Genomic DNA, 13,107 nt, shown 5'->3' on the forward strand with positions numbered 1-13,107 from the left:
GGGCTGGCAATCAGCAGTGCTCTGCCTTGGTTGGGAAAGGGTGCCCAACCAGGGCAGTGGTTATCTGAGAGCTCAGCGTTTATCGGGCTCAACTAGTTATCTGTAGCGATATCGAGCTTGGGCAGCGCCTTGACGATTCTCTGGGTTTCCAGGCTAACAGTGACCACGCGCTGGAACAGCTCCAGAGGGTACTTGGGGTTGCCCATGGTTTCCACGGCCCAGTCGTTGGCGTCGTTGACGATGCCGCTGGCTTTGTCGGTGCGCACGGCTTGGCGCTCCATCACCCAGTCCAACGCGGCCTTGCCGTTGACCACATAGTCCCATGCCGCCTCAGGGATGCCCTTGAGGGTGATGCGGTGGTTGTAGATGACGGCGCTCTTGTCGCCCTTCTTGGCGAACTTCATCTTCTCCACGCGGTAATCTGCGTCGGTGAGCGTGCTCTTGGCCTCGATGGTCAGCGGGTAGGGCTCGACGGTTTCGTAGTTCAGGTGAAGCTCGGCCAGGGCACGGCCAGCCTTGCTGAACGCCCAGAAGTCGACGGCGTTCTTCACTGCCGGGATACGCGGCAGCTCCTTGCTCAGATTGTCGGCAAAGCGCTCGCGGTAGTCCGGGGAATGGAGGATACCGTAGACGTAGTAGAACAGGTCTTCTTTGCTGATCTGCTCGCCAGGGTAGGCTGCTTGGAAATGAGCAAGGCCGGTGTCAGTAATTGCATTGCGGCTGCGCAAGCCACCTTCAGTTGACTTGGAAAAGAGATCGTTCTCTGCGGGGTGGGGGGCTTCGTCGTAGAGGTAGAGGGGGAAGCATTGGTATCCCCCCATGCCTGGAGCCAAATTCAGATCCGGAATACGATTAACTATTAGTGCCGAGAATCCTTTATCCCCGCCTAAGCCAGGAACACAAATTCCTATATTCTGACTAGGCGATCTTGGAAAAATTCGTGGCATCTGGCCTACTCGATGAATAACAGACGCATCATAAACCAGCCACTGTTTGGTAAATGGTCGGTAGAGGGCATGACATAGAGCATCGCCATCGAAGCTATGCTGAATACCGCTCGCCGCATCGGCTAACAAGCTACTTGTCCAGCTAATTTTTGTGGGGTCGTTACAAACCAATTGAACAGCTTGGGCAATCCGATCTTTCTTTGTTCCTTTCAGATCGGCGTTGGTGAGAGCCGTCACCTCTTTGTGATAGACGGCCAGCATATCGCTGACATTCTCAGCCACAGCGATTTTGCTTGAGTTGTAAACCCAAACGTCTCGTCCCGATTCAACTCCTCGTGAGTAGTTCTCAAACAAGCTCGGTGCTGATTTGTCCTCCTTATCGCCCAAAACTATGAAATGGTTGAAGCTGTCGTCACGCTGTTTGAGCCAGTCACCGTGCTCATCCGGGGTGATGGTTTGCCAATTCCTAATGCCTTCCACGCTGACGTAGCTGGCGATCAGCTCTAGTTTTTCCTCGCGGCTGAGATAGTCACCAATATCGTGGAAATAAATCTGACCGTGAGCCGGTGATTGAGGGTTCTTGACCAACAATGAGATTGCGATAGGGGCGCGACTGCCACTGCCGAAAATCTTGCCACCTTCCTTGCGGGAGGTTTCGCCGCTTGTGCGCTGATTACCACGTAAATGGAACACATAGAGGCTGGAGAACTCATCCACCAAACACTTGCGAACGCCATCTGCTGTGTTGGATTCAACAAACCCCGCATTGGTTACAAATCCGATAATGCCTGCTCCCCCTATACGATCACTGGCCCATCGAATAGCTCGAATGTAGCTGTCGTACAAGGCGTTTTTATTGGTCGCAGCTGAGCGCGCAGCATAACTTTCACGAATGGAGGAATCGAGATTGAGATAGGCCAAATTAGCATTGTTGTCATTACCGCTATCCTGCTTCGCCGAATACGGTGGATTACCCACAATCACCCGAATATCCAGCGCCTTCTGACGCTTACGCCGAGCGCTGTTGTCCTCCAACAGGGCGTCCACCAGGTCGTCTTTCTCGTACATTTGGAAGGTGTCGGTCAGACAGATACCTTCAAACGGCGCGTACTCATCGATTACTTCGCCGTGGTAGGCAGCTTCGATATTGATGGCAGCTATGTAGTAGGCCAGCAAAACCAACTCGTTGGCGTGGATTTCATTCTTGTACTTATGCGGCAGCTCTTCCGGTTTAATTAGACCTGACTGAATCAGGCGGGTGATAAAAGTACCGGTGCCGGTAAAGGGGTCGATGATGTGGACGCCCTTACTGCCCAGGGTCTGACCGAACTCTTGTTGCAGCAGGTGGTTGACGCTGTGAAGGATGAAGTCCACCACCTCGACCGGGGTGTAAACGATACCCAGGCGCTCGGTCATCTTGGGGAAGGCGTTGCGGAAGAACTTGTCGTACAGCTCGACGATGATCTTCTGCTTGCCTTGGGCGTTGTTGATGCCGGCAGCGCGCTGACGCACGCTGGCGTAGAACTTCTCCAAGGTGTCAGCTTCCTTGGCCAGGTGGTGCTCATGAAGCGCGTCCAGCACGCCTTGCATGGCCTTGGACATGGGGTTGTTGCTGGCAAAACTGTACTCGTCAAACAGCGCATCGAATACCGGCTTGGTTACCAGGTGCTGGGCGAGCATTTCGACAATCTCGCCATCGCTGATGCTGTCGTTGAGGTCGTCGCGCAGCTCGGCGGCGAAGGCGTTGAAGGCAGCCTTTTCTTGGATGTTGGCCGGGTTCTCCAAGATGCCCTGGATGCGGTCAATATGGGTGCGGGCGATCTTGGCAATGTCGTTTGCCCAGTCTTCCCAGTGATGGCGGTTGCCGCACTTGTCGACGATTTTGGCGTAGATGGCCTTCTCGATTTCCCCCACCTCATAGGCCAGCTCCGCCTGCTGGGTCATCTGGCCTTCGACATCGTACTTAGCGCGTTTCTCACCAATGCCGTACTGGCCTTTGCCTGCCTGGCCGTTGCTGGTGCCGCTAGTTTTCCTGGCTTTTTTATCGGCCTTGTCGGTGATGGCGATGACTTCCATCTTGCGCGGGTCAGAGCCGATCAGGTCGAGCTTGTTGACCATGGCGTCGAAGCTGTCGTCGTGCGAACGCAGTGCCTGAAGCACCTGCCAGACCACTTTGTAGGTCTGGTTGTCATTAAGCGCTTCGTGGGGCTCCATGCCGGCCGGAATGACCACGGGCAGCACCACGTAGCCGCGTTTTTTACCCGGTGCGTTGCGCATCACCCGGCCCACCGATTGCACAACGTCGACCTGGGAATTGCGCGGGGTGAGGAAGAGCACGGCGTCAAGCGCCGGTACGTCCACACCTTCCGACAGGCAGCGCACGTTACTGAGGATGCGGCAGGTGTTGGCTGGCGGTTCTTCCTTAAGCCAGTTGAGCTTGGCTTCCTTGGCGCTGGCGTTCATGCCGCCATCGACATGTGCGGCTTCGCAGATGATGCGTGAGGCCTCATCGATGTTTTCTGACTCCTGATAAGCCTCCACCACCGACTGGAACATGCTGGCGATGTTGATCGAGCTGACCTTGTGCTTGGTGCCCTTGTAGTTGGGCGAGATGACCTGGCAGAAAGCTACAGCGCGCCTCATGGGCTGATCATCACCCACCAGGTTTTCGGCCAATCCCTGCTTGGCCAGCGCCTTCCAGCAACCGACTATCTTGGCGGCGTCGTCTACCTTGAGCTGGTTGTTCTCGTCCTTCAGCATCTCCTGAAGGCGCCGGCTGATGGTGCTCTCCTCGACGGTGAGTACCAGCACCTTGTAATCGGTGAGCAGGCCCCGCTGAACGGCCTCGGAGAAGTTGATGACGAACAGCTCTTTGCCGTAGAGCGCGTCGTCATCCATCGAGCACAGGGTGACTTCACCGGACTCGGCCTTGAGCTTCGCGTTGTCACCGTAGATGCGCGGCGTGGCGGTCATGTACAGACGTTTGGTGGCGCGGATGTAGTCGGCATCATGAACGCGCACAAAGTTGCTTTCGTCATCGTCGCCAAAGGTGGCGCCCGTGGTGCGGTGCGCTTCGTCGCAGATCACCAGATCGAAAGCGGCCAGGCCATGATCAGCCTGGGCACGGCTGATCACGTCGATGGAGTGATAGGTGGAGAACACTACGCTCATGTGCTCGGCATCATGGCGCTTGAGCATTTCCGCTGCGAGGCGATCTGCCTTAGTGGTGGCTGGGTAGCGTAGCTCGTGGGTGAACACCTGAACCGCGTCATCCTCTGCTTTGCGCTTCTTGCCAACGTCGCTGTCGGAGCAGACGGCAAAGCTGTGGAGCGGGGTTGCGCTTTCCTGCGTCCATTCGGTAAGGGTCTGCGATAGCAGCGACAGGCTGGGCACCAGGAACAGTACACGCTTACCCTTACCGGCCTGCTGCTCGGCAATTTTCAGGCTGGTGAAGGTCTTGCCGGTGCCGCAGGCCATGATCAGCTTGCCGCGTTCTGCGTCCTTGAGGCCAGCGGCCACGGCATTCAACGCGGTTTGCTGGTGCTCTCGCAGCTGCTTCTTGGCCTTGAGAGCGACTGCCTGATTGGGCTGGTACTTGGCCCAGTCTATCTGGCTGTCTTCCAGGGCTTGCAGGTCGATTTTACTGACCGGAGGCTGCTGGCCCTGCAACGCGTCCTCAGCGTGCTCGCTCCAGTTGTTGGTGGTGGCGACGATGAAGCGGTGCGAGAACGGTGCCTTGCCCGAGGCGGTGAAGAAACTGTCTATGTCCTTCTTCTGGACCTTGTAGTCCTCGGCGTACAGCTTGCACTGGATGGCGTGGTACTCGCCGGTGCCTTGGGTGCGAGCCACTAAATCAATGCCCGCATCCTTGCCACTGAGGCTTTGTTCCTTCGCCCACTCCGCATACGTCCATACTCTGTCGTAAAGGTCACGGTAGGTGGCTTCGTTGCGGAGGTAAGTGCAAATCAGCTCTTCGAAGTAAGTACCTTTTTCGCGTTCGGTGACAGAAGCGCTGCGGTAGGTATTCAGCAAAGCTGATAAGGCTGACATCGGTAGGAATTCCTTTTGGACTGCGCCTGGCGCATTACAGGCGCCAAATCGGCGCAGTTTAGCAATTCAGCCAGTACTGGAGCGATAAGATAGTGCTCGTATTAGCTTGAAGGCTTGCTGGCTGATGGGGGCGCTTGCATTCAGCGTTTTATCGAGTCCAAAAAGTCGGCCCAGATCTGCATCATTTCACGCCGCTCCGGCAAGAAGGTGGTTCGATCGTACGCACGTCCCAGCGGATTTTTTACCGTGTGAGCAAGCTGATGCTCCAGAAGATCGGGGCGAAACCCCAGCACCTCAGCGCCTATGGTTCTCGCTGTCGCACGAAAGCCGTGCCCAGTCATTTCGTCGCCGCTGATGTCCATGCGGCGTAACGCGCTGAGTACTGCATTGTTGGACATCGGCCGGTCGCCTCCTCGTGCCGAGGGGAAGGCGTACCGATGTCTGCCGGTGAGTGGTTTCAGCTCGCGCAGAACCGCGATTGCTTGTTGGCTGAGAGGAACCAAATGATCCGGCCGATCCTGTTTGGTGGCAGTGAGCCCTTTCATCTTGTGGCCGGGAATCAACCACTCGCCCGCATCCAGATTGACCTCCGACCACTCCATGTGGCGCAGGTCACCGGGCCGGCAGAACAGCAATGGGGCCAGTTTGAGTGCACAACAAACAGGCATTGTTCCCGTGTAGCTATCCAGTGCTTTGAGCAGTGCCCCGAGTTTTTCAGGATCGGTCACGGCAGCAAAGTGTTTCACCCGCTTGGCTGGGAGCGTCCGTGAGAGATTCCCTATCTGGTTGGGCGGGGTGATGCCGGCAGCTTCGGCGAACTCAAAAATCTGTTTGTAGATCTGGGCAACACGACGCGCCGTCTCGCGAGCGCCGCGCTTGATAATGCGCTGGAGGTTTTCGACCAGCATGGGCGTGCTGATGCTGCTAATCGGGAGTTTTCCCAGCCAGGGGAAGGCATTGAGCTCAAGGCGCTGCCGTACAGTCCGGGTGTACTCCGGGTCCCAGGAGGATTCGCGAATATTGAGCCACTGCGTGGCAACCGATTCAAAAGTGTGCTGGTGATCAAGTTGGCTGACCACCTTGGCCATGCGTCTTTGCAGCGAAGGATCTTGGCCGCTGGCAAGTTGGACGCGAGCGTCATCACGTTTGCGCCGAGCTTCCTGCAAGCCGACCTCAGGGTAAACACCAAGAGCCAGGCGTTTTTCCTTTCCCAAAAAACGGTATTTCAAGCGCCAGTAACGGCCTCCGTTGGGCTGCACTTCAAGGTACAGACCCTGTTCGTCGTATAGCCGATAGGGCTTGTCCTGGGGCTTAGCGTTGCGGCAGTTGGTGTCTTTCAGGGGCATTGGGGGCACATCCTCTCCGAGCGAGCTGATGAGCGTTTTATGCCCCCATATATGCCCCCGTCAACTGTGGGATGCCCTGGGATCAGGTGGGAAAACGCGGGCAAGAAAAAAGCCGTAAAGCTTTGATTTCTCTAGGCTTTACGGCTTTTCTGGGTCTTCCTGGGAAGACTAAATGGTGGAGCCGGGGGGATTTGAACCCCCGTCCGCCAGTACTCCGCTGTCGGTACTACATGCGTAGCCGTGTCTATTAAGTTAACCCTCAGCGACCCGACGGGCAGGGTGCTTTGGGCGAGTTGTGTAAGTTTTAGCCGATTCGTCCACAACATACTGCACGGCGATTCTGTTCTATATGACAATCACTTTGGGTTTACAGACATCCCCTGATGATTGCTGGACCCGAAGGTACCAGGAGGGAAGGGCTAAGGCTGCTTACGCAGCGAGAGCGTATTCCCCGTAGGTTTCGTCATTGGCAACTATAGAAAGTTGCAACAGTGGATTTACGAGTTCTGTTACCAACTCGGCATGCACCTAAAGTTTCGCGACCGGCGTCGAATCCTAAACGGCCCCGTGCTTGTAACTCGTTGTTTCATAGTGAGTGACAAGCCTGTGCAGTGTACGCCAAACGCTTACGGAAGGCCAATCCGAAGGTTGGCCTTGCATGACGGCGTGTTACTGGTTGCCGCCTTTGTCACTGTTCTGCAGGTCTTGCAGGGCCTTGGAGGTGATTTCGATGCATCGCTTGTCATCACCCGCAGCGTGAGCGGCTTTCGCTTGGGAGACGGCTGTATCGATTTCGCCTCTTTTGCCGCTGGTATCGGTCGCGAGCAGGGCTTGGCCGTTGTTGATTTTGTCCAGGTTGATTTTGCACAGATCGGGCTCGCCCGCCGCGAAAACAGGGGAGGCCAGCATCGCAGCGGTAATGAACAAGCCAGCAAGAGCGGAACGCTTCATAGGGTATCTCCTTGCACAACAGGGCTCGACGCTGCTGGCGTTGAACGGCTGCCAGCGACATCACAGTGGAGCCTCGTTTGTCGAGGCCTATGCAGATGACTACGCCGGCGTGCAGGGGTTCTGTTTATTTTCCGGGGTTAATGCGCCCTGGCCTGGGTGACGCGGTCCACGAGGTATACCAGTCCATGGTAATCAATGCCGCCATACTGGGTCAGGCCGATCTCGCAGGTGCGGCTGGTGGAGATACCTTCGCTGCAATATTGCACCGCATCCTTGAGAGAACGCAGTGAGTGGGCATTGAGTTCCGGCGTGGTGAAGCCTTTGTCACCGGCAAAACCACAGCAATGGATACCTTCCGGGATCACTACGGTGTTCGAGCAACGTCGGGCAAGGTCGATCAATGCCTGGCTTTCTCCCAGGTGTTGGGTGCTGCAGGTCACGTGCACGGCGATCGGCGCGTCCTGCGGAGTGAAGTCGAGACGGTCCATCAAGTGTGTGCGGATAAAACGCACGGGGTCGTAAAGGTCCAGGCGCGTGTCGCCGAGGTCTTGTACCAGGCGCAGGGTGCAGGGGCTGGTGTCGCAGTAGATGGGGTCGAGTCCACCACGACTGGCGTGGAGCAGCGCACCGATCAGTTCCTGGCGTTTATGCTCGGCCTGTTCGGTATAGCCTTTGGACGCGAAAGGCTGACCACAGCACAGGCTATCCTGGTTGTCGGGGAACACGACTTGGTAACCGGCTTTTTCCAGCAGGCCGCGGGTTTTGTCGTACAGCGACATCTGCTCTTTATCACCGGCCGCCGGGCCCATGGCGCGTGAGACGCAAGCCGCCAGGTAGACCACACGGGGCCGTTCATCGGTCTCGGGCGGGCTGAAGCGGATGGCTTTTTCCGGCTGCGGCATGGCATCGGTCCACTGCGGGATCTGCCCCTTGGACAGTCTGGTCACGGTGGCCGAGAGTTTTGTCAGGCGAGGGGCGCCGAGCAGCATGCGCGCTCCATTGGCGACATGCAGCGTAAAGCGCGCGCCTTGCATTGCGGTGGCGAAATGAGTGGCGAGCCATTCGGCGGTTTTCGTACGGCTGGCATCCAGGCTACGCAGCTTTTTCACCAGGTCGCCGGTATTGATTCCCACGGGGCAGCGTTGAGCGCAGAGGCCAGTGGCCGCGCATGTGTCGATGCCCTGGTACTGATAGGCAGCCTCCAGTTCGGTGGTGTCAATGCCGGCGCGCTTCTTCGCCTGGATGTCGCGCCAGATCACGATGCGCTGGCGCGGGCTCAGGGTCAGGCCTTTGGAGGGACACACAGGCTCGCAGAATCCGCACTCGATGCACTTATCCACAAGCTCGTCGGCGGCGGGCAGGGGTTTGAGGTGCTTGAGGTGGATTTGCGGGTCTTCGCTGAGCACCACATCGGGATTGAGGATGCCGTTAGGGTCGAGCAGGCGCTTGAGCTGCCACATCAACTGATAGGCATCACTGCCCCATTCCAACTCGACGAAAGGCGCCATGTTGCGGCCCGTACCGTGTTCGGCCTTCAGCGAACCACCGAACTCGACCGCTACCAGTTGCGCAACGTCATCCATGAACGCTTGGTAGCGGGCGACTTCTTGAGCACTGTTGAAGCCCTGAGTGAACACGAAGTGCAGATTGCCTTCCAGCGCATGTCCGAAAAGGATCGCCTCGTCGTAGTGGTGTTTGTCGAACAGTTCAATCAAACGGTTCACGCCGATCGCCAGTTGCTCGACCGGGAAGGTCACGTCTTCGATGATTACCGTGGTACCGGTTTTGCGCACGGCGCCGACGGCGGGGAAGGTGTCTTTGCGGATTGCCCACAGGCGTGCGTTTTCCAACGGGTCTTCGGTGAAGTCGACTTGTTTCTCTACCGGAAAGCAGGCCAGGGACGCCATGATCAGGGCCAATTGCTCATGCAGCAGTGAGGATGATGCTGCGCGGGATTCAATCAGCAGTGCGCAGGCATTTTCCGATAAGTGCTGTACGAAAGCAGGCATGCCGGGTTTGTTCTGTACCGAACGCATGCTGCGCCGATCCAGCAGCTCAACGGCCGAGACCGGTTGGTTTTTGAGCACTGTCACTGCATTGCAGCAGGTCTCGACATCGGGGAATACAATCAATGCCGACGCTTTATTCGGGTGGTCGATCACGGTGTCGTAGGTCACCGCGCTGATAAAGCCCAGGGTGCCTTCTGAACCTACTAATAAGTGGCTCAGGATATCCAGCGGCTCATCGAAATCCACCAGGGCGTTGAGTGACAGGCCGGTGGTATTTTTCAGACGGTATTTGTGGCGAATCTTTGCAGCCAATTCGGCGTTTGCCCGCGTCTCTCTGCCGAGGGTCGCCAGGCTCTCAAGCAGCGCGTCATGTTGATCACGGAATGCCGCGACGCTGGCTGCATCTTCGGTGTCGAGGCGGCTGCCGTCGGCCAGCACCAGGCGAATGCCCGCGAGCGTGTGGTAGGTGTTCTGCGCCGTACCGCAGCACATGCCGCTGGCATTGTTGGCGACGATGCCGCCGATCTTGCAGGCATTGATCGACGCCGGATCCGGTCCGATCTTGCGTCCGAACGGTGCCAGCCAGGCATTGGCCTGAGCGCCGATCACCCCTGGTTGTAGGCGAATCTGCGTGCCTTGCCCGCGAATCTCGCGGCCGTTCCAGTTGTCCCCCAGTACGATCAGCACCGAATCACTGATGGCTTGCCCGGACAGGCTGGTGCCGGCCGCACGGAATGTCACCGGCACGCGGTCTCGTTGGGCCAGTTGCAGCAGTGCGACCACTTCGTCTTCCGACTCCACGCGGATCACTAGCTGTGGGATCAGTCGGTAAAAACTGGCGTCGGTGCCGAATGCGAGTGTGGAAAGGGGGTCGTCAAAGCGTCGATCTTTCGGGATCAGCTGTGTGACGTCAGCAAGGAAAGCGGCAGGCAGACTCATGGGTCCTCCAGGATCGGCACCACAAGGTCCTTCGGACCATGGGTGCCGTAAGCCAGTACTGTTCGTGGAGAGCGGACGCCGAAATCTCTGCTCGGCGTCCCTTACTACTCTGTGGCCTTAGTGCACCAGCATACCGGTGAACCAGTAGGCTTGAGCCAAGGTGATCAGCCCGACGATCGTGGCGAAGAACAGGCTGTGCTTGAGGGTGAAGCGGAACAGGTCGGATTCCTTGCCCACCAGGCCGGTGGCGGCGCAGGCCACAGCGATCGATTGCGGCGAGATCATCTTGCCGGTGACGCCGCCGCTGGTATTCGCCGCGACCAGCAAGGTGTCGTTGACGCCGATCTGGTGGGCGGTGGTGGCTTGCAGCGAGCTGAACAGAGCGTTGGATGAGGTGTCGGAGCCCGTCAGGAAAACCCCCAGCCAGCCGAGGAACGGCGAGAAGAACGGGAAGGCTGCGCCGGTGCCGGCCAATACCAGTGCCATGGTCGAGGACATGCCGGAGTAGTTGGTGACGAAGGCAAATGCCAACACCATGCCGATGGACAGGATCGGCCAGCGCAACTCGTAGAGCGTCTCTTTTAAAGTGGTAAGACCAGTTTTGATGTCGATTTTGAGGATCAGCATCGAAATCAGTGCGGAGAAGAAAATCGCCGTGCCGGTCGCTGAGATCGGGTCGAGCTTGAACACGGCCGGAATCGCAGTGGGATTGGTCACGATTGGCGCGACCTTGATCACCAGTTGATCCAGATGCGGGATCGCAAAGTTGAACACCCAGCCATACATCGAGCCGCCCGCGGCGAACATCGCCTTGAATGGCTTGAGGGTCCAGATGGTCACCAGTACGGTGAGGATCAGGAACGGTGACCAGGCCTTGATGATCTGGCCCAGGCTGTAGGGCGAGGCTACCGTGCTGCGTGGCAAGCCAAAGCCGCCGGCGCTGGCGGTTACCGCTGCGCTGGAGGTGGCACCGGCAATCTGCGCGCCAGCGGTACGCTTGGGTTGCCAGACTTTCAGGAACAGGGTCAAGGACACCAGGGCCGCGAGGGCCGAGGTGATGTCCGGCAATTCCGGGCCGATGAAGTTAGAGGTGAAGTACTGGGTGACGGCAAAGCTCAAGCCCGCAACCAGCGCCGCTGGCCAGGTTTCGCGCACGCCGCGCAGGCCGTCCATCATGAACACCAGCCAAAATGGCACGAACAGCGACAGCAAAGGCAGTTGGCGGCCAGTCATGGCGCCGATCTTGAACGCATCAATGCCGGTCACCTGGCCCGCAACGATGATCGGAATCCCCAGCGCGCCGAAGGCTACGGGGGCGGTGTTGGCAATCAAGCACAGGCCGGCGGCATAGAGCGGGTTGAAGCCCAGGCCTACCAGCAGTGCGGCGGTGATTGCAACGGGGGCACCGAAACCGGCAGCACCTTCCAGGAATGCGCCGAAGCAGAAGCCGATCAGTAGCACTTGCAGGCGTTGGTCGTCGGTGATGGACAGGACTGAGCTGCGGATAATCTCGAACTGGCCGCTCTTGACCGTCAGTTTGTAGAGGAACACCGCCGCAACGATGATCCACGCGATAGGCCACAGGCCATAGGCGAAGCCGTAGCCGGCAGCGGCCAGCGCCATGTCTACCGGCATCTGGAAGGCGAAGATCGCCACCAGAATCGACAGCGCCAGGGTAATGCTCCCCGCCACATGGCCTTTAAGGCGAAATACCGCCAGAGCCAGGAAGAAGAATACGATCGGAATAACGGCGGCCAGTGCGGACAGGCCGAGGCTGCCGAGCGGGCTATAGAGCTGTTGCCAGGTTTGCATATGGGGTGGCCCCTAATTGTTGTTGGTCAGGCACTGCGAGTCGATTTGGATAATTGGTAATACCAATTTACAATCGCTGTCGGCTAGGTTAAAAGCCTTCGGGGTGGTGTGTCAATTTGCCGCTCGCGAAACTTTGGTCTAGGCAGGCGATAGGTCAGTGCTGATCGGGTGAATCGAAGGTGTTCTGATAGGTGTCGCAAGCGCGTCGATAGGCCAGAATAGAGGGCCCGGCGAGTGGCCGGGATCGTGGAGAGTGAGTTATGGCGTTTGATCAGGTGCGTCAGCGCCGTTTGTCTGACGATATTGTCGAGCAGCTTGAGGGCATGATCCTTGAGGGCACGCTGAAGTCGGGCGAGCGCTTGCCGGCTGAGCGGGCTTTGGCGGAGCAGTTTGGCGTGTCGCGCCCTTCGTTACGCGAAGCGATCCAGAAACTGGCGGCCAAAGGGTTGCTCGTCAGTCGCCAGGGCGGCGGCAATTATGTAGTAGAGTCCTTGGGGTCGACTTTCAGTGATCCGCTGCTGCATTTGTTGGAAAACAACCCGGAAGCGCAGCGTGATCTGCTGGAGTTTCGTCAGACCCTTGAAGCGTCTTGTGCGTACTACGCGGCGTTGCGTGCGACTGAGGTGGATCGTGAGCGGCTGACGGCTGCATTCGAAGCGCTTCAGGATTGCTACACCCGCGATGATGAGGTGAGTCGGGTGGAGGAAGGGGCTGCGGATGCGCGGTTTCACCTGGCGATTGCCGAGGCCAGCCATAACGCGGTGTTGCTGCACACCATTCGCGGCCTGTTCGATCTGCTCAAGCGTAACGTGGTGACCAACATCGGCGGCATGTACCAGCAGCGCACGGAAACCCGCGACATGCTGATCAGTCAGCACCGGGATTTGTACCTGGCGATTATCGAAGGGCGCGCCGAGCAGGCGCGAGAAGTTTCAACACGCCACCTGCTGTATGTGCAGGAAGTGTTGGAAGAGGTGCGTCAGGAGGTTCAGCGCGTTGCGCGTGCGCAGCGGCGTCAAGGGATGTAGCCGAGGGCGGCCCAGGGCTACACGG

6 protein-coding genes and 1 other RNA gene are annotated in these 13,107 nt (G+C 58.0%); 1 reads left to right on the top strand and 6 read right to left on the bottom strand.

What is annotated here, in order from left to right; all coding sequences use genetic code 11:
* Positions 1–92: 92 nt before the first annotated feature.
* The 6 genes from ACLH0J_RS08460 to ACLH0J_RS08485 all read right to left on the bottom strand — a co-directional run bounded on the left by ACLH0J_RS08460 (position 93) and on the right by ACLH0J_RS08485 (position 12,054).
* Positions 93–4,997 carry a DEAD/DEAH box helicase gene (locus tag ACLH0J_RS08460; RefSeq protein WP_023109107.1) on the bottom strand — a complete coding sequence of 1,635 codons (4,905 nt, stop codon included), beginning with the start codon at positions 4,995–4,997 and terminating at the stop codon, positions 93–95.
* A 140-nt stretch (positions 4,998–5,137) separates the two neighbouring features.
* Positions 5,138–6,343: a tyrosine-type recombinase/integrase gene (locus ACLH0J_RS08465; RefSeq protein ID WP_023109106.1), complete on the bottom strand. Its 1,206-nt coding sequence runs from the start codon at positions 6,341–6,343 to the stop codon at positions 5,138–5,140.
* A 173-nt stretch (positions 6,344–6,516) separates the two neighbouring features.
* Positions 6,517–6,910, bottom strand: a transfer-messenger RNA (tmRNA) gene (gene ssrA / locus ACLH0J_RS08470).
* Between the two features lie 102 nt (positions 6,911–7,012).
* Positions 7,013–7,294 (bottom strand): hypothetical protein, encoded by a 282-nt coding sequence (locus ACLH0J_RS08475; RefSeq protein ID WP_411391605.1) that lies wholly within the window; start codon positions 7,292–7,294, stop codon positions 7,013–7,015.
* Positions 7,295–7,431: 137 nt separating this feature from the next.
* Positions 7,432–10,242 (bottom strand): FAD-binding and (Fe-S)-binding domain-containing protein, encoded by a 2,811-nt coding sequence (locus ACLH0J_RS08480; protein WP_411391606.1) that lies wholly within the window; start codon positions 10,240–10,242, stop codon positions 7,432–7,434.
* A 117-nt stretch (positions 10,243–10,359) separates the two neighbouring features.
* Positions 10,360–12,054, bottom strand: coding sequence for a lactate permease LctP family transporter (locus ACLH0J_RS08485; protein WP_411391607.1), 1,695 nt, complete (start codon positions 12,052–12,054; stop codon positions 10,360–10,362).
* A 260-nt stretch (positions 12,055–12,314) separates the two neighbouring features.
* Between ACLH0J_RS08485 and ACLH0J_RS08490 the strand changes: the two genes are divergently transcribed.
* The gene (locus tag ACLH0J_RS08490) at positions 12,315–13,082 is read left to right on the top strand and encodes an FCD domain-containing protein (protein WP_411391608.1); all 768 of its coding nucleotides are present in this window, start codon (positions 12,315–12,317) and stop codon (positions 13,080–13,082) included.
* Positions 13,083–13,107 lie beyond the last annotated feature (25 nt).

It is taken from the genome of Pseudomonas sp. MPB23 (assembly GCF_046605395.1).
GTDB lineage: Bacteria > Pseudomonadota > Gammaproteobacteria > Pseudomonadales > Pseudomonadaceae > Aquipseudomonas.